The following is a 23,101-nucleotide window of genomic DNA, read 5'->3' as shown; positions in this document are numbered from 1 at the left end:
GATTTCAACAGGCCAGTAGAGTGCAAGATTCCTCGGCTCTTACTCCCGCGAGAACGCGTCCGCGCCGTGTTCGTCGACCGCGTCGAGCAGCTCGTCGCGCTGGCGACGGAGCTCCGGCGGGAGTTCGTCGTAGGCGTTGTCGAACATGTCTGCGGGGTCGGCCTCGACTGACTCCGCGGCGTCGATGGCGTCGGCGACGACCTCGTCCGCCTCCTCTCGGATCGCCGCGACGCCCTCGTCGTCGATCCGGCCCGTCTCGCGGAGGAACGTCTCCATGCGGTCGAGCGGGTCGAGCGCGCGCCACCGGTCGACCTCGTCGGGGTCGCGGTAGACGGTCGGGTCGTCGGCGGTCGTGTGCGCGCCGAACCGGTACTCGACGAACTCGATGAGGGCGGGGCGAGGGGGGGTGTCCCCATCCGATCCGCCTGACCCGTCACCACCCGCGCCGTCCTCACCAGAGCCGCTTCCATCCGACTCGTCTCCTCCCGAGCCGTCCCCGCCGCTCCGGGCTCGCTTCGCCGCCTCACGCGTGACTGCGTAGCTCGCCAGCGGGTCCATCCCGTCGACGCGAATCCCGTCGAAGCCGTACGCGTCAGCCTTCTGTGCGAACGTCTCGCTCGCTGTCTGGCCCGACTCGGGGATCGAGATGGCCCAGCCGTTGGCGTGACAGCAGAACAGGGTCGGCGTGTCGAACACGCCGGCGAAGTTCATCGCCTCGTGGAAGTCGCCCTCGCTCGTCGCGCCGCCCCCGAAGTGGCAGGCGGCGACGCGGTCCTCGTCGCGGTAGTCGAACGCCCACGCCGCGCCGACCGCGTGCGGGATGTGCGCTCCGATACCGATGTTCAGCGGGAAGACGTTGCCCGCGGCGATCGCCTCCGTCCCGACCTCGTGGCCCATCCAGTAGGGGAGATACTCGGTGAGGAGATCGCGGACGACGATCGCGCCGTGCTCGCGGTACTGGTAGCTAATGAGGTCGCGGTCCGCGAGGGCGTGCGTCGACCCGACGGCGGAGGCCTCTTGGCCCGCGCAGGGCGCGTACGTCCCGATCCGTCCCTGCCGCTGGAGGCTGACCGCGCGCTCGTCGAACCGTCGGGTGACAACCAAGTCGCGGTAGATCGCACGGAACCGGTCGTCAGAGAGGTCGGGAACGGTCGCGTCGGAAAGCGGTCGCCCGTTCGCGTCGAGTACCCGGACCACGTCCTCGTCGGCGAGCGGGTCGCCCCCGTATTCGTCCATGGGCGGACGGTGTGCGTCGAGTTTAAAGGAGTTAGCGGTCGACGGGGCGATCGGTTCGCGGGCTCGGACGAGCGTTTTGCAGGATTTATACCGACTGCGCACCCTCTCCCGGTATGATATTATCGGATGCGGACATCCTCGACCGGCTCGCAGACGGGGACCTCGCGATCGAACCGCTCGACGATGTCGACCAACAGGTCCAGCCCGCGAGCGTCGACCTCCGTCTCGGCGAGCGGTTCTTGGAGTTCCAGCGCACGAACATTCCCTGTATCCACCCGACCGAGGCCGACGAGGTGGGCGAGTACGTCACGGAGACGACCGTCGAGGAGGGAGAGGAGTTTATTCTCCATCCAGGTGACTTCGTGTTGGGGACGACCGCGGAGCGCGTCGAGATCCCGCCGGATCTGCTGGCGACCGTTCAGGGTCGGTCTTCGCTCGGTCGCCTCGCGATCGTCATCCACGCGACCGCGGGGATCGTCGACCCCGGCTACCGCGGACAGATCACGCTCGAACTGTCCAACCTCGGTGCCGCACCGGTCGCGTTGACGCCGGGGATGCGCGTCTCACAGCTCATCTTCACGGAACTCAAACGCCCCGCCGACCGACCGTACGGCACCGACCGCGGCTCGAAGTATCAGGATCAAGACGGTCCGCAGGCCTCGCGGATCGGCGACGATACCGAGTTCGCCGCCGCGAGCAACGAGTCGGACGCGTCCGTCGCCTCCGACGGTGACCCTCGATGAAGTTCATCGAGGAAGTCGTCGTCGACGAGTTTCTTCCGACCGTGCGGTCGATGCTGGCCGAGGATCTCCGCGATCGGGGGTTCACCCAGCTCGAAGTCGCCGACGCGCTCGGCATCTCGCAGTCGGCGGTCTCGAAGTACGCACACGGCGAGGTCGCCCGCCACGAGCGCGTCGTCACCGACGACCGCGTCCGTGAACTCGTCGACCGGGTCGGCGAGGGACTCGCTGCCGGCGACCTCACGCCCGTCGCCGCGCTCGTCGAGATCGAGGTGCTGATCCGCCGGCTGGAGGAGGGCGACCTCCTCGCTGACCTCCATGAGGAAGCAATGCCGGCGCTGTCGGACGCCGACGTCGAGTTCTCGGTCCATGACCCGGATAGCGGCCTCAGAGAGCGCGAGCGCGTCCTCGGATCAGTCCGACGCGGGCTCCGAACCCTGACGAACGCGTCGGGATTCGCCGGGCTGATCCCCAACGTCGGCGCGAACGTGGTCGAGTGTCTGGACGACGCGACGACCGTCGACGATGTCGCCGCCGTCCCCGGTCGGCTCGTCGACGTGAAGGGACAGGCGATGGTCCCGGGCGAGCCCGAGTTCGGCGTGAGCGAGCACGTCGCGAGCGTCCTCCTCGCAGCCCGCGAGGCCGGAGCGACGGCTCGCGGCGCGGTGAACCTCCGATACGATCCGGCGACTGTCGAAACGCTCGCCGCGTCGCATCCGACTGTCGAGTTCGACCCGGAGCGGCCGACGCGCGAGGCGGTCGCCGACGCTATCTCGGCCGCGAACGTGGCTGTCACCGAGGGCGACGCCGAGACGCTCGTGCTCTATCAGACCGGTGCGGTCGGCGTCGAACCGATCGTGTACGTGCTCGCGCCGACCGCGGCGGATGCGGCGCGGATCGTTCGCGGACTGTTGTGACCGCAGCGGGAGAGACGAGAGCGGATCGCCGGTGTCGAGCTCGCGAGAGAGACGAGACCGATCGCCGCCGACGAACCAGCGGGCTTTAGGCCCGATCGACCGATACACGATATACACACACCACATGAGCCACGACGATTTCCCTACCGACCGTCCGGCGGTGGTGACCTGTGGACTGCCGTACGCCAACGGCGACCTCCACATCGGTCACCTCCGAACCTACGTCGGCGGCGACGTGTACAGCCGCGCGCTCGAACGGCTCGGACAGGAGACCGCCTTCGTCTCCGGTTCAGACATGCACGGCACGCCCGTCGCGGTCAACGCCGATCAGGAGGGCGTCTCGCCCGAGGCATTCGCGCTCGACTGGCACGAGACGTACGCCGCGACGTTCCCGAAGTTCAACGTCGAGTTCGACAATTACGGCCACACCCACGACGAGACCAACACGGAGACGACCCAGCAGTTGGTTCGCGACCTCGACGAGGCCGGTCACCTCTACGAGAAAGAGATCATGGTCGCGTACGACCCCGTCGACGACCAGTACCTCCCCGACCGGTACGTCGAGGGGACCTGCCCGTACTGCGGCGCGCACGCACGCGGCGACGAGTGCGACGAGGGGTGCCAGCGCCACCTCGAACCCGGCGAGGTCGAAGACCCCGTCTCGACCATCTCGGGGAATCCCGCGGAGTACCGCGAGCGCACACACAAATTCTTCGAAGTCTCCGCGTTTTCGGAGTATCTCTCCGGCTTCCTCGACCGGCTTGAGGGCACCTCCAACGCCCGGAACCAGCCCCGCGAGTGGATCGAGCAGGGGCTCCAAGACTGGTGTATCACCCGCGACATGGACTGGGGTATCGACTACCCCGGCGGCGAGGCAACGGAGTCGCCTCGGGAAGGCGGCGAAGCCGCCGAGCAGGACCTCGTCCTGTACGTCTGGGTCGATGCCCCGATCGAATACATCTCCTCGACGAAACAGTACTCCGAACGCGTCGGCGCGGACGCCTTCGACTGGGAGGCGGCCTGGACGGAGAACGCGAGCGACGCGCACCCCGAGGGCGGCGAGATCGTCCACGTGATCGGCCGCGACATCATCCAGCACCACACGATCTTCTGGCCCGCGATGCTGGAGGCGACCGACCACACGGAGCCGCGGGCAGTGATGGCGAGCGGGTTCGTCACCCTCGGCGGCAAGGGGTTCTCGACCAGCCGCGACCGCGCCGTGTGGGCCGACGAGTACTTGGACGAGGGATTTCATCCGGATCCGCTGCGATACTACCTCGCGACCAACGGCGGATTCCAGCAGGACGTGGACTTCTCGTGGGAGAAGTTTGCCGACCGCGTGAACACCGAACTCGTCGGAACCGTCGGCAACTTCCTCTACCGCTCGTTGCTTTTCGCCCACCGCAACTACGACGAGGCCCCGATTGCGGATGCGACGAGCGAGGAGGTCGCAGAGCGGATCGACGAGGCGATCGCCGACGTCGAGGCGGCCGTCAACGACTACTCCGTACGCGCGCTCGGTGACGCCGTCACCGGACTGGCGCGCTTCGGAAACGAGTACATCCAGCGGAGCGAGCCGTGGAACCTCGTCGACGACGACCCCGACGAGGCCGCGCAGGTCATCCACGACTGCGTCGCGATCGCGAAGGCGATCGCTGTCCTCTTCGAACCGATTGCCCCCGAGAAGTGCGAGCGGCTCTGGGAGCAGCTCGGCGAGGACGGCTCCGTCCACGAGGTCACCGTCGAGGCCGCTCGCGAGGGGCCCGCGGGCGACCTCGCGGAGCCGACGGAGCTGTTCGAACAGATCGAAGACGAGCGCGTCGAGGCGCTCAACGAGAAGCTCGAATCGCGCATCGCCGAGGCGGAGGATGACGACGCCGACGAAGACGCCGACGACAGCGACGAAACCGACGGCGACGAAACCGACGGCGACGAAACCGACGGCGACGACATGACCGACATCGAACCTCTCAGCGACGACCGCATCAGCTTCGACCAGTTCCAAGACCTCGACATCCGGGTGGGGAAAATCGAGGAAGCCGAGGGCATCGAGGGCGCGGACGACCTCCTCCGACTCCGCGTCGACCTCGGCGCGGAGACCCGGACGATCGTCGCGGGGCTGAAACAGCTCCATGACGTGGAGAACCTGCCAGACACGAAGGTCATCGTCCTCGCGAACATGGAGAAGGCGGAGCTGTTCGGCGTCGAGTCGAACGGGATGGTCCTCGCGGCGGGCGAGGAGGCCGACCTCCTGACGACCTACGAGGACGCCGTCCCGGGAACGAAAGTGAAGTGAGCCGAGATCCGTAGTCCGTGGGTGTCTCCGGTCAAGCGTCGAGAATCTCGATCAGGTTTCCCTCGGGGTCGGCGACGAACAGGATTGTCGTCCCGCTCGACGTGGTCCGTGGCGGCGAGAGCGTGGTGACAGCGTCGTCGAGGTCGGCGTAGAACGCCTCCACGTCGTCGACGGAGAGTCCGAGGTGGATCGCTCCCGGACGGTTCAACTCGGGGTCGGGCGCTGGCTCGCCTTCCGGATCGTACTCGACGAGTTCGACGATCGCGCCGTCGGCGTCGAGGTGCGCGAACGCCGCGGATGCGCCGTCGACGTCGACCGCCTCCGCGAAGGCCTCGCCGCCAACCGAGAACTCGGCGACGAGGTCGAGTCCGAACGTATCGGTGTAAAAGCCGATCGCGCGGTCGAGGTCGGAGACGGTGACGCCGACGTGGTGTGCAGTCGGGTCGGACGCGGCTGGTGAGTCTGACACGAGTAGGGGATCGGCGACCGCAGAGAAAACGGTGACGACCCGCGCTACATCCCCATGTCCGCGGCGGCCTCCGGGACCGGAAGATCGCCGACCGCGACGCCGAGCAGTTCCGCGGCGTGGTCAAGGGCCATGTCGAACCCGTAGTAGCGCTCCAGTTCGTCTCCCGTCGGTCCCGACCGAACCTTCAACATCGCGTAGCCGTCGACGTTCTGGGCGACCGTCGCCGTCGCGCCGTCGACTGAAAACGTAAGTAGCCGCTCGCCGCCCGACTCCTCGTACCGCGCGGTTACGCCGTTCTCCTCCGCCGCCGTGGTGTCGATCATATCCATGAAAGGGGTCGAACGCTGTCGTATCTATCGGTTTTCTCGGGTCTGTCCGCCATCGAGCGGCCGCAACGAGGCACCTCCGCGCGCTCGCTACCGCGGATCCCAGCCGTGAAACGACGTTCCGTCCTCTAACTCGAGGTCGAACGCGTCGATCATCTGTCCGAGCGCGCCGTAGGCACCCGCGATCGCAGCGATTCCGACGATCGCGTCGTCGTCGTAGCGCGCGGCGATCTCGTCGTGTGCGACTCCGTCGACCTCATCACGGGCCACCGCCAGCGCGTAGTCGAGGAGGGCTGCCTCGTCGTCGTCGAGCGACGCGTGGTCGCTCCGCCCGACCGCGGCGATGTCGGCGTCGTCGATGCCCACGTCGCGGGCGATGTTGACGTGCTGGTGCCACTCGTACCGGTTTCGGACCTCGGCGGCGACCGCGAGGATCACGAGTTCCCGTTCCCGATCGGTGAGTCCGCTGTCCGTCCACAGCGACCCGAAGAACGACCGCAGTCCGGCGAGCACCTCGGGGTTGTTGCCGATCGACTCGTAGACGTGCATCGGCTTGCCCTGCAGCGACGACTGCAGAAGATCCTCGTACTCGTCCGGAACATCCGACTCGTCGGCGTAAGGTACGCGAGCCATGGTGCGTTCTCACGGTACACGGTAATAGGTGTGTGCCTCGGTGCGGTTGATCGGGGCTGCTCCCGCCAAGCCCTGTGCGACTCCGTCGATGTCGGCGATGGTAAGCTTAAGAAGCGAGACGACCCAACCACGCGTAATGAGCATCGAGGTGTCTCGGCGACGGGCATGGGTGATCGCCGCGCGGCCGCAGACGCTGCCCGCGGCGGCCGCGCCCGTGATCGTCGGCGTCGGGCTCGCAGTCGACACCGGCGTGTTCGCCCCGCTTCCCGCGCTGGCGGCGCTCGTCGGGGCGGCGCTGATCCAAGTCGGCACGAACTTCGCGAACGACTACTACGATGCGATCCAGGGCGCTGACACCGACGACCGCGAGGGGTTCACCCGCGTCGTCGCGAGCGGACTCATCGAGCCCCACGAGGTGAAACGGGCGATGTGGCTCACGTTCGCGGCCGCGATCGGCGTCGGGACGTACCTCGTCGCCGTCGGCGGCGTCCCGATCCTCGTGATCGGGCTCGCGTCCGTAGCCGCCGGAATCGCGTACACCGGCGGCCCGTACCCGCTGGGATATCACGGGCTCGGCGACGTGTTCGTGTTCCTGTTTTTCGGCGTGATCGCCGTCACCGGCACCTACTACGTGCAGGCGGCCGCGCTCGCCGCCGGCGCGTTCCCGCTGTGGATACCGCCCGGAACCGTCACGCAGGCCGCGATCGTCGCGAGCCTCCCTATCGCCGCGCTCTCGACGAACATCCTCGTCGTCAACAACGTCCGCGACCTCGAAGAAGACGCCGAGACGGGGAAGCGAACCCTCGCGGTGCGGTTCGGCTACCGGTTCTCTCGCGCGCAGTTCTGCGCGCTCCTCGGGCTCCCGTATCTCGTCCCGTTCTGGTTCCTCGCGAACGGGTACGGACTCACCGCACTCTTGCCGCTCGTCACCCTCCCGCTCGCCGTCGCAGTCGCTCGGACCGTGCTGACGGAGACGGCAGGCGACGCCCTCAATCCGGCGCTCGAATCGACCGGCAAACTGCTCGCGGCGTACGCCGTCGCGTTCGCCGTCGGAATCGCGCTGTGACCCGGGCGTCGCTGCGTCCCTTCGCGCTCAAACTGGTGAGCCCGCTCGACACCGCCCGCGGGCCGATTCGCGACCGCGAGGGGTTCGTGGTTTCCGTCGACACCGCCGATTCGGACTCGTCGCGCGCGACGGGAGTCGGCGAGGCGACGCCGTTGCCCGGCTGGACCGAGTCGCTGTCGGCATGCGAGTCCGCGCTCCTCGACGCTGGGGTCTCTACCGTGGCGGCTGACGACGAGACACCCGTCTCCGATCAGCGTCAATCCGATCCGATCTCCTCGGGTCCGACTTCCACCGATCCGCTCACCCGCCTCGATCCGGCGGAGACCCCCGCGGCCCGCCACGGTCTCGCGCTCGCGCTCGCTGACGCCGCGGCCCGCGACGCTGAGCGATCGCTGTCGGCGGAACTCGTCGCGGACTGCGACCTCCCACCGCCCGCCGAGACCGTGCCGGTCAACGCGACGATCGGCGACGCCGATCCGGACGCGACCGCCGCGGCCGCGGCCAGCGCCGTCGACGAGGGGTTCGACTGTCTCAAGGTGAAGGTCGGCGCGCGGTCGGTCGACGCGGATGCGGCGCGGTTCCGCGCTGTCCGGGACGCCGTCGGCGACGCGGTCGCGCTGCGGGCGGACGCGAACGGCGCGTGGGACCTCCCGACGGCGCGGGCGACGCTCGACCGGTTCGCGCCGTTCGATCTGGAGTACGTCGAGCAGCCGCTCCCCGCAGCCGACCTCGATGCCGCGGCGCGGCTCCGGGCCGACGCGCCGGTGCCGATCGCCCTCGACGAGTCGCTTTCGGAACACGACCTCGACGCGGTTCTCGACGCCCGAGCGGCCGACGTGATCGTGGTGAAGCCGATGGCGCTCGGCGGCCCCGACCGCGCGCTGTCGGCGGCGCTGCGGGCGCGTGCGGCCGGCGTCGACCCGGTCGTTACCACGACGATCGACGCGGTCGTCGCGCGGACCGCCGCGGTCCACGTCGCGGCCGCGATACCCGACGTGCGTCCGTGCGGACTCGCGACCCGGTCGCTCCTCAAAGACGACCTCGCCGCCGATCCGTGTCAGGTCGTCGACGGCGCGATAGAGGTGCCGAACGGTCCGGGTCTGGCGGGCGAGGCGTTCGACGCACTCAGGTGCTGACGGAGCGCACGTCGGGCCGCCGAGCGTGTCGGACGCGTCGATTCGCGGGGACGGGCTTTTACTCGCGACCGACGAACGCCCGGGTATGAGCGATTGGACGGACGCGATCGTCGGCGAGCGAATGACCGTCGACTCGCAGTTCAACGACCGCGTGGCGGCCTCCCGATTCTCCAGTCAAGAGTGGGGACTCATCATGACCGCAATCGAATTCGAGATCGAAAATCCCGGTGATCCGGACGCTGCCCGGCTGGTCGCCGACACGTCGAGTCTCCCGACGATCATGCCGGAGTTGGAGAACGTCAGGTCACAGGTCGCGGCGATGGGCGGTGCGCCGGGGGGATCCGACGGCGGCGGGTCCGGCGGCGGTCTCGTCGACTCGATCAAGGGCGCGCTCGGCCTCGGCGGGAGCGGTGACGACGGCGTTTCGGACGAGGAGTTCGAAGCGGCCGAACGGCTCGTTCAGGAGTACGCCGACGAACTGCAGGCGGAGTTGGAGGACGTGGGCAAGTGGGAGCAAGTCTGCGTCGCCTACGCAGAGTGAGACTCAGCAGAGCCGGTCTCGGGACGGGTCGAGTTGGATCTCCGACCTACTCGTACGGATATCGCGCGGTCGACCCGCACTCGCGACAGCGGACGACGACGCGCCCCGGCCCGAGCCTGACTCTGCTGGTCTTCCCCGGTCGCAGATACACGTCGCAGTCGTCGCAGGTGCGCCGGGAGAAGTTGGCTGGGACGCCACAGCGGTTCCGCTCCGCGATCCGGCGCGCGAGCGCGACATACTCCCGGGAGCGGTCGTACTCGCCGTCGACGACGGCCTCGCGTGCCAGCGTGAACAGCCGATCGATCCGTTCCGACGGGATCCCCATACGTCGGTCGGCGGCACGGACCGGCAAAGTCGTTGCCATCGACCGCGGCACTGGACCGACCGGTGAGGGCGGGCTATCGGGCCGTCCGACCCGCACGGTTTTTTACTGGCGCACGCGAACCAGCGCGTATGAAAGACTCTCTGATGGACGTGGTCTGCTGTCCGCTTGACAAGGCCGACCTCGAACTCGACGCCGACGAGCGAAACGAAACGGAGGTTCTCAGCGGGACGCTCACGTGCACCGAATGTGGAGAGACGTACCCGATCGAAGACGGGATTCCGAACCTCCTGCCGCCGGACATGCGAGACGAGGCGGCCGCCTGAAACAGGGAGCCGCCCGAGATGGATCGTCTCGTATCCGACCGAATCGTACTGCATCTTTTTTTAGTGTGAGTCCGTCGGGCCACACGTGCCGACACTCGTCGTCGAACTGAACGGAAATTCGGTCCACGAGATACGGGCTCCGGACCGTTTCACGGCGAGCGGTCCGTTCCCGATCTCGTTCGAGAACCACGGGCGGTCGACCCACGTTCACGTTCACTTCGACGACGACCTCGATCGGGTCGCGTCGGTCGACGAGACGAACCACTTCGTCGACGACGAGGCCACGAGACACGTTCACGTCTCCGTCTCGGCCGACGATCTCGCAGAGTCGGTTCGCGGAAAGCTGAAGATCGTCACGGGGTACGGCTCGGAGACGCGGTACGTGAACGTGCAGATCGACCCGTCGACTGAGACCGACGGCGACGGCGTCACCGTTGACGAGACGTTCACGAAGCCACCGGAACGCCCGCCGGAGGTGCCGTTGCGACAGCGCGTCGCAAACTCGCTCGACCGCCTCGTCGAACGCGGCAGCGTACCCGCGGCCGTACTCGCACTTGTCGCCGTCGTGGCTGGCGTCGCAGTCGCGCTCGCTATCGACAGCACCATCGTCTCGCTCGCGGTCGGCGTCGTCATCGCGGTGTCTGTGATCGCCGCCCTGCTTGCGGTGTGGTGACGCCGTTCGCTGCGCCACGTGGGGTGTGGTGACGACCCTCGTATATCTGCCGTACGACCGGCCGGGATCCGCGCGCTTTTAACCGTTCCAGCGGAACGGGGACGCATGAGCTTCGAGAAGGAAGACGAGGTCGTTCTCCACGACAAACACAGCGAGTACGACGGCGAGACGGGCACGATCACGCAGGTCATGGAGACGATGTTCGGCGAAGCGACCTACACCGTCAGCTTCGAGGACGGCCAAGAGACCGGCGTTCCGGAAGACGCCCTCGACGCCGTCGAGAGCGACGAGTAACGCGTCCCATCGTTTTACCGAATGCCCACAGTCCCGTTTCACTACGTTGATCTCCGCGCGTTCGCGTACGCCACCGAGGACGAAAAACGGGTCGCTGACGCCCTCCGAACGTTCCTCCCGGACGACGCCGAGATCGACCGCGTCGAAAACGTCGGCCACCACGGTGACCGCATCGTCGTGCTCTCCGCGCGCATCGAGAACGCCGACGGTATGCGTCACGTGCTCGACGCCCTCGCCGACCTCGACGACGTCGAGCGCGTCATCGACGAGCTCGACGACCGCGTCGACGACAACTGCGCGCTCTTCTTGCGCGTCGACAAGCAGGCCGCCTTCCGCGGCGACGTTCGCCTCGGCCCCGGCATTACGGTTCGAGCGAAGGTGGAGGCGTACCCGGCGAAACAGCCGGCCGCCGTCGAGAACGCCCGCGAGACGCTGACGCGGCTATCCGACAGCCACGGAGACGGCTCCACACCCGAAAACGGCTCCACGCTCGAAAACGGTTCCACGCCCGAAGACGCCTGATCGGGCGACTGGGAGTCAGACCGGCGTGGATTTTTCAGTACACCCGTCGTTCGCCGTTACATGAGCGATCCGTTCGTCGTCGTCGGTGCGGACGCGGCCGGGCTGAGCGCCGCGAGCAAGTTCCGTCGGACGGCCCCCGACCGCGAGGTCGTCGTCTTCGAGAAAGGACGATGGATCTCGTACGCCTACTGCGGCATGCCGTACTTCATCGAGGGGCTCGTCGAGCGCATGTCGGACCTCCTCTCGCTGTCCCCGAGCGAGGTCGACGAGCGGGGAATCGACCTCCGGCGGGGCTACGAGGTGGTCGCCGTCGATCCCGATGTGAAGCGCGTCACGGTCGAGACCGCTGACGGCGACCGGTTCGAGCAACCGTACGGCGATCTGCTCGTGGCCACAGGCGGGCGCGCGACGACGGGACCGTTCGACGTACGCGGGCTCGACGGCGCGTTCACTCTCCACGACATGGACACCGCGGCCGCGATCGACGCGTACGTCGCGGAGCCGGACGAGTACGATCCCGAGCGCGCCGACGTGAGCGCCGTCGACCGCGATCGCGTCGAGCGCAACGCCGCGATGGCTGCACCGGAGACTGCCGCGATCATCGGCGGCGGCTACGTCGGCGTCGAAACCGCCGAGGCGCTCGCGGAGCGCGGACTCGACGTGCACCTGTTTCACCGCTCCGGACACCTCCTCTCGGATTTCGGTGCGGCCGTCGGCGAACGCGTCGAGGCCGAACTCACGGAGCGGGGCGTGACGATCCACACGAACGCCCCAGTCGACTCCATCGACGGCAACGATCGGATCGAGGCGGTCGCGTTCGGTATCGGGGACGACGGGACCGACGCGGAGAGCCTCGCGGTCGACATGGCTGTCGTCGGTGTCGGTATCCGACCGAACACGGAGCTCCTCGACGACACCGGCGTCGCTCTCGGCGAGGGCGGCGCAATCTCCACCGACGAGCACGGACGGACGAATCTGCCGGACGTGTACGCCGCCGGCGACTGCGCGACCGCGCGCCACGCGGTCACGGGCGAGGAGGCGTGGATGCCGCTCGGACTCACCGCGAACCGGGCGGGGCGGGCGATCGGGGCGACGATCGCGGGGGATCCCACGCCGGTCGGCGACATCGCCGCCACCGCCGTGGTGAAGGCGTTCGACATGGAGGCCGGCCGCGCGGGGCTCCTCGACGAGGACGAAGCGCTGGAGGCCGGCTTCGACCCGGTCCGCGAGACGGTGACCGCGGGTTCGCGGTCGGGGTACTACCCCGGTGCGGCCGAGACTGACGTGACGCTCGTCGCCGACCGCGACACCGGACGCCTGCTCGGCGGGAGCATCGCCGGGCCCGATCGCGCCGCCGTCCGGATCGACACGGTCGCGACTGCCCTCGAAGCGGACATGACGGTCGGCGAGGTGGAGCGGCTGGATCTGGCGTACGCCCCGCCGTTCAGTCCCGTGTGGGACCCGATACTCGTCGCCGCGAAGGTGCTCAACGGGAAGATCGACGGCTGAATCGGCCACGATCGACGAGGTATCCGACGACCGCCGAAACGGATCCGACCGCGACCGCCGCCGCGGCCGCGAGACCGAACGGTTCGGCGAGCGCGAGCGCGGACGGGCCGTCGGCCGCGAACGGCGTGACGTACGGCTCCGGCCCGATCCACCGGAGCAGCGTTCCGGCGAGCGGTCCGTAGGCGAGGATCGCCGTCGGGAGCGCCCCGCCGCCGGTCGTCGCGAACGTGATCGCGGCGAGCGCCGTCACCGCAGCGAGGACGACGGCGGTCTGACTCGTGGTGAATCCGACGAGCGCGGCCGCGTCGAAGGCGGCGTACGACAGCGCCAGTCCGACCGCGCTCCACACCGTCGCGCGCTCGAACCCGGACTCACCGAGGGCGATCCGCCGCAGGAGAGTGAGTTCGCCGCCCGTCGACTCCCCGTTCCCCGCGTCGCCGCCCGCCACTCCGGACGTGTCGGCTTCAGTCATTTCGGGCGCGTCGCCCCTCTCCCCTCTCGGTCGGGCGTCGGGGTCCCGTGTTCGTCGATCTCGCCGGAGACGATCCGGGTCGAGGAGATGCGCTCGCCGTCGTCGGCCATGACGTGGTCGACGACGACGATCTCTAGGGGATTGTGGCCGTTCTCGGCGCGGATCTCGTTTATCCGCTCTCCGCCGTCTCTCGTCTCCGGAGAGACGATGAGCGCGTCGAACTCGGGTTCGACAGCGATACCGGTCGGTTCGGAGAGTTCGCGGATCGCGTAGTCGCGGTCGTACTTCTCCGCGCGTGGCGCGAGTTCGGCTTCGAGGTCGCGCTTTCGGCGGTCGTACGGGCGGACGTACCGCTCGACGTGTCGGGTCTTCGGTGCGAGCGAGTCTGACGTGAGCCCGACGGTGACGTCACCCAGCTCGAACGCCCGTTCGAACAGCTTCCGGTGGCCGTCGTGAACGGGATCGAACGTACCCCCCAGCGCGACGTTCATGCCCGTTCGTTGCGCGGACAGAACTTAAATGGTCACGAATGCGGTCGACTCAGTCGTCGGTCTCGGCATCGTCCGTCTCGGCATCGTCCGTCTCGGCATCGTCCGTCTCGGCGTCGTCAGGCACCGTCCCGGTGTCACCTTCCACGCCGGCGTCGGTGTCGCCCTCTCCGCTGCCGGCGTTGCCGACCGAGATTCGGACGGGGTCCGCGTCGCCCTCGGGAGACTCCCCGCCGAGCCGTCGATCGAGATTGAACACGGCGTTCAGCTCTCGCTGTACGTCGCCGACGACGCCGCGAACCAGCTCGCTCGGCGCGATCGCTTCGTACTCGTAGGGGTTGTTTCCGGCCCCGCTCGCCTCGCGCTTGTCGCGCTCGACGGTCCCCTCGTCGTGGAGTTCGGCGAGCGCCTCGCGAACCGTGCTCGGGTAGAGTCCGGTCCCGTCTGCGACCTCGTCGCTCGTGCTCTGCGGGTTGTCGCGGAGGAAGACGTAGATCCGCGCACGCGTCTCCGTGTCCAGCAGCCACGCGAGGAGGTCAACGACGTTGTCGTCGAACTCCCGTACCGCCTTGTCCGCGCCCTCACCGAGACGCGCTTTCGTCTTTCGCAACTCCTCGCGGGTGCGCTCCGTAGGGGACTCCTCACCGTCGGCGTCGTCCGTGGTCATGCCCGAATCTGGGGTCCGCTCGGGCAAAAGGGTTTCTCGTCGTTTCTGCGGCGACGGAACTCGGCAGATCGGTGACGCAGGCTACGGCGAGAGGATCAGGTCCGCACACAGCGCGTCGACGCCCGCCTCGTCGCGGAGGCGTCGCTGGCGTGTCGCGCCGCTTTCCGACTCGTACACGTCGCGGATGCCGGAGACACCGAGTCGGTCGCACTCGGCGTCGACCACCTCACCGAGCGACGGAGTCGACTCGCCGTCGCGGGCGACGAACGAGGCGTCGTGGCCGTGTCGGATCGCTCGCCACTTGTTCTCGTCGAGAAGTTCGCGTCGGAGCGGGTCGGCCGCGCGCTCGCCGTCCTCGTAGCGCTCCGCGTAGTCGACGACGAGCGCGTGGACGTACTCGACCAGCGCGAGGGTGATCTGGGGGTCGCGCTGGGCGTCCGGCGCACGCACCTCGACGGTCCCGTGGCCGGTGTGCGGCCGCACGTCGAACCAGAGTTCACCCCGGTCGGCGATGGAGTCGGTCTCGACCATCCGGCGCTCGTACCGCTGGAACGCGTCGAAGTCCGCGAACGCCGAGGGAATCCCGGTGTTCGGGAGATTCTCGAACACCTTCGCGCGGGCCGACGCGAGCCCGGTATCGAAGTCATTCCAGTACGGTGAGTTCGCTGACAGCGCGAGCAGGATTGGACAGTGCCAGCGGAGGCGGTTGGCTACCCATACCGCCTTGTCGGCGTCGTCGACGCCGACGTGGACATGCAGCCCGGTGGCGAGATTGCGGTGTTGCGGGTACTGAATCCGGTCGAGTTGGGCCTGATAGCGAGGTTTTGTGACGTGTTCCAACTCCTGCCACTTCGCAGTCGGGTGGAGGCCCGCCGCGGCGATCCGGTAGTCGTCGACGGCCGCGTGGTCGACGAGCGCCTCCCGGACCGTGGCGAGTGCGTCCCCCGCGTTCGACGGATCCTCGATCAGTTCCGTCTGCGCCTCGATAGTACATTTAAACAGCTCGTGATCGAAGCCGTCAGGGATCTCCGGCGGCGGGTCCCGTCCGTAGACGAGGTCGTCGGTCCCGGACGTGGGGCGGCCTTCGGCATCCACGATGTAGAACTCCTCTTCGATGCCGAGCGTCCCCATCCGAGCGAACGCGTCCCGCGAACCGAGGTCCATTACCCGCCCGTTCCGCCCCCGCGCTCTTATATCGATTGGAAGCCGAAACCCAGCGCCGGGACCGCAGTCGAACCGGAAACGGCTCCGCCTCCCCCCTACCCGAGGATGTATCGGAGTTTCGGGAACCGCTCCGTCAGCGCCAGTCCGCCGACCTCGATTCGCTCGATACGGGCGTCGAGCCCGAGGACTCGACCCGCGCCGAACGCCGCGACCGTGAGGAACACGACCGCGTAGACGAGCGTCGAGTCAAACAGCGCGAGGATGTCGCCGCTCCAGCCGCCGAGGTAGAACAGCAGCATCTGGGCGGCCCCGCCGAGCGCGGCCAGCCGGACGAACGCGCCGGCGATGAGCGCCGCGCCGATGAGCACCTGCGTGGCCGGAACGAACACGTTCGCGAATTCGACGAACCATGGCATCGCGGCCATCGCGCCGTAGAGGCCGCTGACCGGGCTCGCGGGGTCGACGTTTGCGAGGTAGCCGCTCGCGTCGAAGGGCCACTCCGCGAGCTTTCCGAATCCCGCGAACAGGATCATCCCGCCGATCGTCGCCCGAAGCAGGACGATGAACAGCGCCGACAGCGAGTGCGCCTTCCCGAGCAGGGTGACGCCGCCGAACTCTCCGCCAAACTCGTTTGTCGTGTTGGTTGACATAGTGTCTCTCCTCAGTTGGGAGTACGGCGGATGTGTATTTAAACCGAGAAGCGAGTTCCCTTTCGTCGGGACAGATTCGGCCGTCTCCCCCGATCTGGTGGGCCTTTATATACAGACGCCTGATGACGGTCGATTCGAATCGCGTCCACGCCGGCTTCCGGCGTCGGCGACGACGGGCCGCCGATGTTACCGGCTCGCTCTACCACACCTCGCCGCTGGCGAGGTCCACGCCGGCGTCGGGCTTCGCGGAGGGACAGATGTCGGCCAGCACGCACTCCGCGCAGTCGGGGTTCCGCGCGGTGCACGTCGCCCGCCCGTGGTCGATCATGAGATGAGTAAACTGCTGCCAGTCGCTTTGGGGGACGATATCGAGGAGATCCTGCTCGATCTTCGTCGGGCTCTCCTCGTCCGTTATCGCGAGCCGGCGGGTGAGCCGCTGAACGTGGGTGTCGACGACGATCCCCTCGACCACGTCGTGGCCGTGCTGTAACACGACGTTGGCGGTCTTGCGACCGACACCCATCAGGTCGGTGAGTTCGGACATCGTGTCCGGCACCTTGCCGTCGTGTTTCTCGGCGATGTCCGCGCACGCCGACCGGATGTACTCCGCCTTGTTGTTGTAGTAGGTGATGGAGTTTATCGCCTCCGCGAGTTCCTCTTGCGGGGCGTTCGCGTACTCTTCGGCCGTCTCGTACGTCTCGAACAGGTCGGCACACACGCTGTTCACGCGCTCGTCGGTACACTGCGCCGAGAGGATCACGGCGATGAGAAGCTCAAGCCGGTTCGAGTAGTTGAGCGAGATGGTCGAATCGGGATACTCCTCGTAGAGCCGGTCGAGAACCTCCGTGACCTGCTCCTCACGCGAGTCGAGTGGCGTGCCCATGCCGATCCCTCCGCCCGGGCGACATTGAACGATCCGGATCGGTGAACGGTTCAGATGCGAGACGTGCGCGCTCTCCGCTCGCGGCAGCGTGACTACTCCGCTCGCGCTGGCGTGACTACTCCGCTCGCGGCAGCGTGACTGCACCGCCGGTGTGGCCCCGCCGTCGGCGTTTTACCCGTCGGCGACGAACGACCGGCATGGAGACGGAGACGACCCGACAGCGAATCGCCGAGACCCTCCGCGAGGGAGCGGCGAGCGCGAGCGACCTCGGCGCGTCGCTGTCGCTGCCGACGCCCGTCGTGTACGAGCACCTCGACCACGTCGCCCGGTCGGTCGCCGAGAGCGATGACGACTCCGACGAGTTCCTCGTCGCGCCGCCGGAGTGCCACGACTGCGGATTCGACGGCTTCGACGACCCGATCAACGAGCCGTCGCGGTGTCCGGAGTGCAAAAGCGAGCGGATCGCGGAGCCGCAGTTCGTGATCCGGTGACCCACGCGCGATCGACCTCATCACGCCGCCGTACACCGCAAAAAACGCGGCAAACCGCAACCGCAGTCGACCGTCTACAGCTCCTCTAGGAGCGTCTGTGCGGCCGCGGACGACGATTCCGGGCCGCGGGCGGTGATCAGGTCGCCGTCGACGGTGACGCTCGTGTCGGCGTCGAGTTCGGCGTCCCAGTTGCCCCCGGCGAGGACGACCTCGTCTTCGACCCAGTAGGGGAGCTTCCGACCGTCCGGGAGCACGTCGCTGTCGTCGACGATGCCCTCCTCCCACTCATTCGGGAATCCGGTGACGGACCGACCCTCGACGAGCGGCGTCCCGTCGGCCTCGCGGGTGAACGCGAGGATACCGACCGCGTGACAGACGACGAGGGCGACGCCGTCGTCGCCGGCGACCGCGTCGAGCAGCAGCTGGCGGGCGTGACGGTCCTGATTCACGTCCCAGACGGTCCCGTGACCGCCGGGGAACACCACCGCGTCGTATCCGTCGGCGTCAACGCCCGCGATAGGTTCGGGGTCGTTCAGCACGGGGTGGGTCTCGTCGACTTCGCGGAACTCGTCGGCCACCTCCTCGCCGCCGGCGGCGTCGGGCTCCAGCGACCGCTCGTCGACGACCGGCGGCGACCCGGAGGGCGTCGCGATCGTCACGTCGACGCCCTCGGATTCGAGCGTCGAAAGCGGCTCGATACACTCTTCGGCCCAGTAGCCTTCCTCGCTCACAACGAACAGCGCGCTTGTCATGTACCCCGTTGTTCACGCGCTCGGCATATAAGGGACCCGCGACCGGCAGCAGCGTGGGCGGCCGTGAAGCGTATGTTTCGGTACGCGACCGACGCGGCGCTCGGTCCGCGCCGCAGTCGAACTAGTACTCTTCGTACGCGAGGTTCATCATCCACTGCGAGAAGGCGTCGGCCTGCGGGTCGACTTCCTCCTCGCCGATAAACGGCGACAACATGTCGTCGGCCATCAACAGTGAGAAGTCCAGATCGCGGGGCGCGGGCTCCAGATAGTAGGTGTTGTGGCCGTCGTAGACGGTCTCTTCGCGCTGGATGAGTCCCGAGTCCGCCAACGCCTCCGCGATCCGGCTCCCCTTCCGCGAGGAGACGTCGAGTTCCTTCCAGAAGTCGCTCTGATGGATACCACCGGTCTCGCGGATGAGATCGAGGCCGTCCCGCTCGTCGGCGGACAGGTCGGCCTCGAGTTCGGACACGCTCATACCGTTACAGCCGCCCGCGAGTCGCTTAAAACTGACTTTCCGCGTCGTCGGGAACGGTATCGACGCCACCGCCGCCGTCGGCCTCGCTGTCACCATCGTCCTCATCCCCCGTATCGATCGCATCGCCGCTATCGCCCTCGCCGCCGGTGTCGAATCCCGGCGGTAGCGACACGGAAACGGGATCGGTCTCGCAGGGCGGACCGTCCGCGTACGCGAACGCCGGGTCGGGACCGGTCCGGATTCGCGTGAACGACACCGTCCCGAAGTCGTCGCCGTGGAGGCACGCCCCGTACTCATGGTCCGCGAGAACCGCGCTCGCGCGGTCGAGCCACGCGTCGACCGACTCCTCCGAGTCCGGGGCGAGCGCGTCGGCGACCGCCCGCGCGCTCGCCGCACGTTCGTCGCCGAACGCGCGGCGGCGCTCGGGGATCGAGAACCGCTCTGCGCCGCCGACCACGCCGCCGACGTTGCCGACGACGTGCACGCCGGCGTCGAGCCGCGTCACCGCGAGCGCGCCGTCGTACGCGAGCAGAAACGCCGACCGCGCGTCGGCGATCACGAGGTTGAACCCGTCGTACGCGCGTGTCGCAACCGATCGTTCGACGGTCTGACGGGCGTCTTCGGCGGAGTCGGCTTCGAGGCAGTCGCGGACAAGCAGCCCGCGGGAGCGCTCCCCGTCGCGGTCGGCGTCAAGCCAGCGGTTGGTGACGGCGACGACGAGACCGTCGTCGGTAAGTCCGATCCACGTGCCGCCGGCCTGCGCGTCACGCGGGGCGACGTACCGAACCGTGCCGTCGCCGGTGTCGTCGTCGTCAGTGGCGTCGCCGTCGCCGGTGTCGTCGTCAGTGGCGTCGCCGTTGCCGGCGTCGTCGTCAGTGCCGTCACCCGTGCCGTCACGAATCGCGGGCGGCTCGGCTGCCCGGTCCAGCGCCTCGTCGCGATTGGCGGCGAGCGCGACCGGCGCATCCGCGAACACCTGCCATGCGAGCGTCAGAGTACACACGGTGAACGCTACGGGAGAGCGAGGGAAAATCCCGTGGTCATCGGGAATTCAGTCTTTACTCACAACAAAAGAAATCTTTTGGTGGCTGACCGCATACGCCAGTGTATGAACGCGATCGCTGTGTACGAAGGAGCCGACGAGCCGGTCGTGACGGAGAAACCGCGACCGGAGCCCGCACCCGGGGAGGCGCTCATTCGCACGCTTCGCGTCGGGGTCGACGGGACGGACCACGAGGTGATCGCCGGGGGACACGGCGGCGCGCCGGCGGGCGAAGACCACCTCGTGTTGGGTCACGAGGCGGTCGGCGTCGTCGAAGACCCGAACGACACGCCGTTCGAGGTCGGCGATGTCGTCGTTCCGACGGTCCGCCGCCCGCCCAACGGCGCGAACGAGTACTTCGCTCGGGGCGAACCGGACATGGCACCGGACGGCCGGTACCACGAGCGCGGCATCGTCGGCGCGCACGGATTCATGGCCGAGTTTTTCACCAGTCCCGCGGAGTTCCTCGTTCAGATTCCGCCGGCGCTCGCCGAGTGGGGATTCCTCATCGAGCCGCTCTCCATCGCCGAGAAGGCGATTGAACACGCTCGCGCCAGCCGGTCCGCGTTTCACTGGGATCCCGAGTCGGCGCTGGTGCTCGGGAACGGGTCGCTGGGGTTGCTCACCGTCGCGACGCTCGACGAGTCGTTCGATCGGATCTACTGTCTCGGACGGCGCGAGCGACCGGATCCGACGATCGATATCATCGAATCGCTCGGCGCAACGTACGTAAACTCGAACGAGACGGCGGTTCCCGACGTTCCGGACGCCCACGAACCGATGGATTTCGTCTTCGAAGCGACCGGGTACGCCCCGCACGCCTTCGAGACGATCGAGGCGCTCGCGCCGAACGGCGTCGGCGCGCTGCTCGGCGTACCCGGCGACTGGGAGTTCGAGATCGACGGCGGGCGGCTCCACCGCGAATTCGTCCTCCACAACAAGGCGCTCGTCGGCAGCGTCAACTCCGGCTATGAGCACTTCGAGGCCGCGGTCGACTCACTGTCCCGCTTCTCCGAGGGGTTCCTCGGCGATCTCGTCACCGGCGTCTACGGACTGGACGAGTTTGAGGCCGCGTTCGCGGATGACGACACGACTATTAAAACGGCGGTCGAATTCGACATATATGAAGAACGTTGACGACCTGATAGACAGTGCAGCAGAGCTCGCGGAGCGAGGGCTCTCGAAGGGGGAGATCGCAGACGAACTGAACGTCTCCCGCGAGACGGCCAGCTGGCTCGTCGAGCGCGGCGGAGGAAACGACGCCGCAGAGACGGCGGCGTCGACATCGACCGCCGACATCCACGTCGACTGGTCGGCGCTCGGCCGAGACTCGACGCGGCTCCGATACGCCGCGAGCGCGATGGCGGATCTGTTGGCCAAGGAGGGCGAGGAGGTCGACCTCACCGTCGGGATCGAGAAGGCGGGCGCGCCGCTCGCGACCGCGGTCGCCAACCGACTTGACACGGATCTGGGCACGTACGCGCCCGCGAAACACCAGTGGGAGGAGGGTGACATCGACGAGCACGGCGGCGGCTTCTCGCGGAACTTCGCGGGAATCCGCGACCGCGACTGCTACGTCGTCGACGACATCATCACTTCGGGGACGACGATGCGCGAATCGATCCACGCGATCCGCGAACAGGGTGGCGAGCCGGCCGCCTGCGTCGTACTGGTCGACAAGATGGGCTACGACGAGATCGACGACGTGCCCGTGTACTCGCTCGTCGACGTGGTGCGTGTCGATCGCGAGGAGTAGCGACCGCAACGCGGAGGGGGCCGCGGGACGCAACGCTGGCCGCGATCCTTGTCGCAAACCGATCGAAAATGTCTTCGTGCATGTGCGGAACCCATTTGCCTCGTCGGCTCGTATCGCGTCACATGACGTTCCAGCCCGAATCCGATGTCGGAGCCGACGAGATCGAACAGCGCGTCGAAGAGACGATCGCCGACAACGACGTGGTGCTGTTCATGAAGGGGAACCGCCTGATGCCCCAGTGCGGCTACTCGCAGCGGGCTGTCGAACTCATCTCACAGCACGTCGAGGAGTTCGATACGGTCGACGTACTCCCCGCGCTCCCGGCGTACCGAGAGGCGCTCGAATCCCACAGCGGCTGGGAGACCATCCCGCAGACATTCGTCGATGGCGAGTTTGTCGGCGGCAGCGACGTGCTCGGCGAACTCGACGAGCGCGGCGAGCTCGCCGCCGAACTTGGAGCCGAGTGAGCGTCACGCGGACCGGTTTTCGATCCGTCTGATCGGTCGCACGCTCGGCCGACGGCGCGGTGTCTAACGGTCGCCATCGCGTCTGCGCCTCGCCACTACTGCCGATCGGTGATGCTCGAAGGGTAGGCCCTATAAACCTACGGCACCTACATGAAGCAAGTGCAGCCGCTGTCGGTGCGACAACCGGATCCCACTTCACCCACCCAACAATGACAGGCCGCGTGTTTAGACTTCATTCGACGCTCGAACTGCCCCTCGAAGACGTTGAGACATTCTTCGAAGAAGATCCCGATCTACCACCGGAGATCGACGATATCGACATCACGCGTCGAAACAACACCCTCATCATCAAGGCCCTGTCCGACGACGAATCGATCAGCAAGTACACGCCGACCGCACAGCTGAAAGCGTCGGTCACAGAGACCCGCGTGTGGGAAGAAGAGCCGCCGCGCGCCGGCGGCCCGCAGTGGATGGACGACGAAGAAGAGGAGATACCCTCGGAACTGGTCGAGTTCGCGTGTTTCAAGGGCGACCGCGAGACCGTCCTCCAGAACTCCGCGCTCCAGTATCCGATGTTCCTCGTGCTCCGCGAACTGGCGATGCTCTCTGAGAAAGGGACGTTGACCGCGATCACCGAAGCCGACGAGGAACTGGAGGCGACTCGCATCGTCGAGGGAGAGGCACGGCCGGCGAGCATCGAAGTCGTCGAGAGTCCCCAAGGAGCGGGCGACGGCGACGGCGGCGTCAACTGGCGCGACAACGAGTTCATTTCGGACTGATCGACCGAC

The 23,101-nt window shown here is 67.6% G+C and carries 30 protein-coding genes; 16 read left to right on the top strand and 14 right to left on the bottom strand.

Translation table 11 applies throughout. From position 1 onward, the window contains the following. Positions 1-39: 39 nt before the first annotated feature. Positions 40-1,236 carry a thiamine pyrophosphate-dependent dehydrogenase E1 component subunit alpha gene (locus tag NO887_RS15905; RefSeq protein ID WP_256419191.1) on the bottom strand — a complete coding sequence of 399 codons (1,197 nt, stop codon included), beginning with the start codon at positions 1,234-1,236 and terminating at the stop codon, positions 40-42. 113 nt (positions 1,237-1,349) lie between these two features. Between NO887_RS15905 and dcd the strand changes: the two genes are divergently transcribed. The 3 genes from dcd to metG all read left to right on the top strand — a co-directional run bounded on the left by dcd (position 1,350) and on the right by metG (position 5,189). Continuing rightward, positions 1,350-1,979, top strand: a complete 630-nt coding sequence (dcd, locus tag NO887_RS15900; protein WP_256419190.1) for a dCTP deaminase — start codon at positions 1,350-1,352, stop codon at positions 1,977-1,979. Continuing rightward, positions 1,976-2,893, top strand: coding sequence for a thiamine-phosphate synthase family protein (locus tag NO887_RS15895; protein ID WP_256419189.1), 918 nt, complete (start codon positions 1,976-1,978; stop codon positions 2,891-2,893). The genes dcd and NO887_RS15895 overlap by 4 nt, the downstream gene beginning before the upstream one ends. A 124-nt stretch (positions 2,894-3,017) precedes the next feature. After that, the gene (gene metG, locus NO887_RS15890) at positions 3,018-5,189 is read left to right on the top strand and encodes a methionine--tRNA ligase (RefSeq protein ID WP_256419188.1); all 2,172 of its coding nucleotides are present in this window, start codon (positions 3,018-3,020) and stop codon (positions 5,187-5,189) included. Positions 5,190-5,220: 31 nt separating this feature from the next. Here the strand turns inward: metG and NO887_RS15885 are convergent, their stop codons facing one another. From NO887_RS15885 to NO887_RS15875, 3 genes are all read right to left on the bottom strand, one after another. Then, positions 5,221-5,658 carry a VOC family protein gene (locus tag NO887_RS15885; protein ID WP_256419187.1) on the bottom strand — a complete coding sequence of 146 codons (438 nt, stop codon included), beginning with the start codon at positions 5,656-5,658 and terminating at the stop codon, positions 5,221-5,223. 44 nt (positions 5,659-5,702) lie between these two features. Then, positions 5,703-5,981 carry a DUF7111 family protein gene (locus NO887_RS15880; protein WP_256419231.1) on the bottom strand — a complete coding sequence of 93 codons (279 nt, stop codon included), beginning with the start codon at positions 5,979-5,981 and terminating at the stop codon, positions 5,703-5,705. A 93-nt stretch (positions 5,982-6,074) separates the two neighbouring features. Next, positions 6,075-6,617, bottom strand: a complete 543-nt coding sequence (locus NO887_RS15875; RefSeq protein WP_256419186.1) for a carboxymuconolactone decarboxylase family protein — start codon at positions 6,615-6,617, stop codon at positions 6,075-6,077. 136 nt (positions 6,618-6,753) lie between these two features. On the opposite strand from NO887_RS15875, the gene NO887_RS15870 reads away from it, so the two are divergent. From NO887_RS15870 to NO887_RS15860, 3 genes are all read left to right on the top strand, one after another. After that, on the top strand, positions 6,754-7,683 hold the full coding sequence (locus NO887_RS15870; RefSeq protein WP_256419185.1) for a 1,4-dihydroxy-2-naphthoate polyprenyltransferase: 930 nt from the start codon (positions 6,754-6,756) through the stop codon (positions 7,681-7,683). Next, the gene (locus NO887_RS15865; RefSeq protein ID WP_256419184.1) at positions 7,680-8,819 is read left to right on the top strand and encodes a mandelate racemase/muconate lactonizing enzyme family protein; all 1,140 of its coding nucleotides are present in this window, start codon (positions 7,680-7,682) and stop codon (positions 8,817-8,819) included. Before NO887_RS15870 ends, NO887_RS15865 begins: the two co-directional genes overlap by 4 nt. Before the next feature lie 85 nt (positions 8,820-8,904). After that, positions 8,905-9,360, top strand: a complete 456-nt coding sequence (locus tag NO887_RS15860) for a DUF5799 family protein (RefSeq protein ID WP_256419183.1) — start codon at positions 8,905-8,907, stop codon at positions 9,358-9,360. A 46-nt stretch (positions 9,361-9,406) separates the two neighbouring features. Here the strand turns inward: NO887_RS15860 and NO887_RS15855 are convergent, their stop codons facing one another. After that, entirely contained in the window at positions 9,407-9,685 is a 279-nt protein-coding gene (locus NO887_RS15855) for a ribonuclease P protein component 4 (RefSeq protein ID WP_256419182.1), read from the bottom strand. A gap of 128 nt (positions 9,686-9,813) precedes the next feature. Here NO887_RS15855 and NO887_RS15850 point away from each other — a divergent pair, with 128 nt between their 5' ends. The 5 genes from NO887_RS15850 (at position 9,814) to NO887_RS15830 (ending at position 13,006) form a co-directional block, all read left to right on the top strand. Further along, positions 9,814-10,008: a methytransferase partner Trm112 gene (locus NO887_RS15850; protein WP_256419181.1), complete on the top strand. Its 195-nt coding sequence runs from the start codon at positions 9,814-9,816 to the stop codon at positions 10,006-10,008. A gap of 85 nt (positions 10,009-10,093) precedes the next feature. Further along, positions 10,094-10,681 (top strand): DUF7524 family protein, encoded by a 588-nt coding sequence (locus NO887_RS15845; RefSeq protein ID WP_256419180.1) that lies wholly within the window; start codon positions 10,094-10,096, stop codon positions 10,679-10,681. 105 nt (positions 10,682-10,786) lie between these two features. After that, the gene (locus NO887_RS15840) at positions 10,787-10,975 is read left to right on the top strand and encodes a DUF1918 domain-containing protein (protein ID WP_256419179.1); all 189 of its coding nucleotides are present in this window, start codon (positions 10,787-10,789) and stop codon (positions 10,973-10,975) included. 21 nt (positions 10,976-10,996) lie between these two features. Further along, entirely contained in the window at positions 10,997-11,497 is a 501-nt protein-coding gene (locus NO887_RS15835; RefSeq protein ID WP_256419178.1) for an RNA-binding protein, read from the top strand. 60 nt (positions 11,498-11,557) lie between these two features. Then, positions 11,558-13,006 carry an FAD-dependent oxidoreductase gene (locus NO887_RS15830; protein ID WP_256419177.1) on the top strand — a complete coding sequence of 483 codons (1,449 nt, stop codon included), beginning with the start codon at positions 11,558-11,560 and terminating at the stop codon, positions 13,004-13,006. On the opposite strand, the gene NO887_RS15825 is transcribed toward NO887_RS15830, so the two are convergent. From NO887_RS15825 to nth, 6 genes are all read right to left on the bottom strand, one after another. Beyond that, positions 12,984-13,478 (bottom strand): hypothetical protein, encoded by a 495-nt coding sequence (locus NO887_RS15825; RefSeq protein ID WP_256419176.1) that lies wholly within the window; start codon positions 13,476-13,478, stop codon positions 12,984-12,986. The two genes, NO887_RS15830 and NO887_RS15825, sit on opposite strands and share 23 nt — an antisense overlap. Beyond that, positions 13,475-13,969 (bottom strand): phosphopantetheine adenylyltransferase, encoded by a 495-nt coding sequence (locus NO887_RS15820; protein WP_256419175.1) that lies wholly within the window; start codon positions 13,967-13,969, stop codon positions 13,475-13,477. Before NO887_RS15820 ends, NO887_RS15825 begins: the two co-directional genes overlap by 4 nt. A 49-nt stretch (positions 13,970-14,018) precedes the next feature. Next, entirely contained in the window at positions 14,019-14,633 is a 615-nt protein-coding gene (locus NO887_RS15815) for a winged helix-turn-helix domain-containing protein (protein ID WP_256419174.1), read from the bottom strand. Between the two features lie 81 nt (positions 14,634-14,714). After that, the gene (locus NO887_RS15810) at positions 14,715-15,797 is read right to left on the bottom strand and encodes a glutamate--cysteine ligase (RefSeq protein WP_256419173.1); all 1,083 of its coding nucleotides are present in this window, start codon (positions 15,795-15,797) and stop codon (positions 14,715-14,717) included. 95 nt (positions 15,798-15,892) lie between these two features. Then, entirely contained in the window at positions 15,893-16,447 is a 555-nt protein-coding gene (locus NO887_RS15805; protein WP_256419172.1) for a DoxX family protein, read from the bottom strand. Between the two features lie 199 nt (positions 16,448-16,646). Further along, positions 16,647-17,330, bottom strand: coding sequence for an endonuclease III (gene nth / locus NO887_RS15800; protein ID WP_256419171.1), 684 nt, complete (start codon positions 17,328-17,330; stop codon positions 16,647-16,649). A 197-nt stretch (positions 17,331-17,527) separates the two neighbouring features. Between nth and NO887_RS15795 the strand changes: the two genes are divergently transcribed. Further along, entirely contained in the window at positions 17,528-17,821 is a 294-nt protein-coding gene (locus NO887_RS15795) for a transcriptional regulator (RefSeq protein ID WP_256419170.1), read from the top strand. 74 nt (positions 17,822-17,895) lie between these two features. On the opposite strand, the gene NO887_RS15790 is transcribed toward NO887_RS15795, so the two are convergent. From NO887_RS15790 to NO887_RS15780, 3 genes are all read right to left on the bottom strand, one after another. Continuing rightward, positions 17,896-18,573: a type 1 glutamine amidotransferase domain-containing protein gene (locus NO887_RS15790; RefSeq protein WP_256419169.1), complete on the bottom strand. Its 678-nt coding sequence runs from the start codon at positions 18,571-18,573 to the stop codon at positions 17,896-17,898. A 121-nt stretch (positions 18,574-18,694) separates the two neighbouring features. Continuing rightward, on the bottom strand, positions 18,695-19,048 hold the full coding sequence (locus tag NO887_RS15785) for a helix-turn-helix transcriptional regulator (protein ID WP_256419168.1): 354 nt from the start codon (positions 19,046-19,048) through the stop codon (positions 18,695-18,697). A gap of 25 nt (positions 19,049-19,073) precedes the next feature. Continuing rightward, positions 19,074-20,051, bottom strand: a complete 978-nt coding sequence (locus NO887_RS15780) for an NRDE family protein (protein ID WP_256419167.1) — start codon at positions 20,049-20,051, stop codon at positions 19,074-19,076. 105 nt (positions 20,052-20,156) lie between these two features. On the opposite strand from NO887_RS15780, the gene NO887_RS15775 reads away from it, so the two are divergent. The 4 genes from NO887_RS15775 (at position 20,157) to NO887_RS15760 (ending at position 23,092) form a co-directional block, all read left to right on the top strand. Then, positions 20,157-21,227, top strand: coding sequence for a glucose 1-dehydrogenase (locus NO887_RS15775; protein WP_256419166.1), 1,071 nt, complete (start codon positions 20,157-20,159; stop codon positions 21,225-21,227). Next, positions 21,214-21,846 carry a transcriptional regulator GfcR gene (gene gfcR, locus NO887_RS15770; RefSeq protein WP_256419165.1) on the top strand — a complete coding sequence of 211 codons (633 nt, stop codon included), beginning with the start codon at positions 21,214-21,216 and terminating at the stop codon, positions 21,844-21,846. The genes NO887_RS15775 and gfcR overlap by 14 nt, the downstream gene beginning before the upstream one ends. Before the next feature lie 122 nt (positions 21,847-21,968). Next, complete coding sequence (locus tag NO887_RS15765; RefSeq protein WP_256419164.1) at positions 21,969-22,313, top strand: glutaredoxin family protein; 345 nt, start codon at positions 21,969-21,971, stop codon at positions 22,311-22,313. 209 nt (positions 22,314-22,522) lie between these two features. Next, positions 22,523-23,092: a DUF7110 family protein gene (locus NO887_RS15760; protein WP_256419163.1), complete on the top strand. Its 570-nt coding sequence runs from the start codon at positions 22,523-22,525 to the stop codon at positions 23,090-23,092. Positions 23,093-23,101 lie beyond the last annotated feature (9 nt).

Origin of the sequence: Halorubrum laminariae, from assembly GCF_024494655.1 — an archaeon.
GTDB classification, from domain to species: Archaea; Halobacteriota; Halobacteria; order Halobacteriales; family Haloferacaceae; genus Halorubrum; species Halorubrum laminariae.
This window is presented reverse-complemented; position numbering and strand designations above follow the sequence as displayed.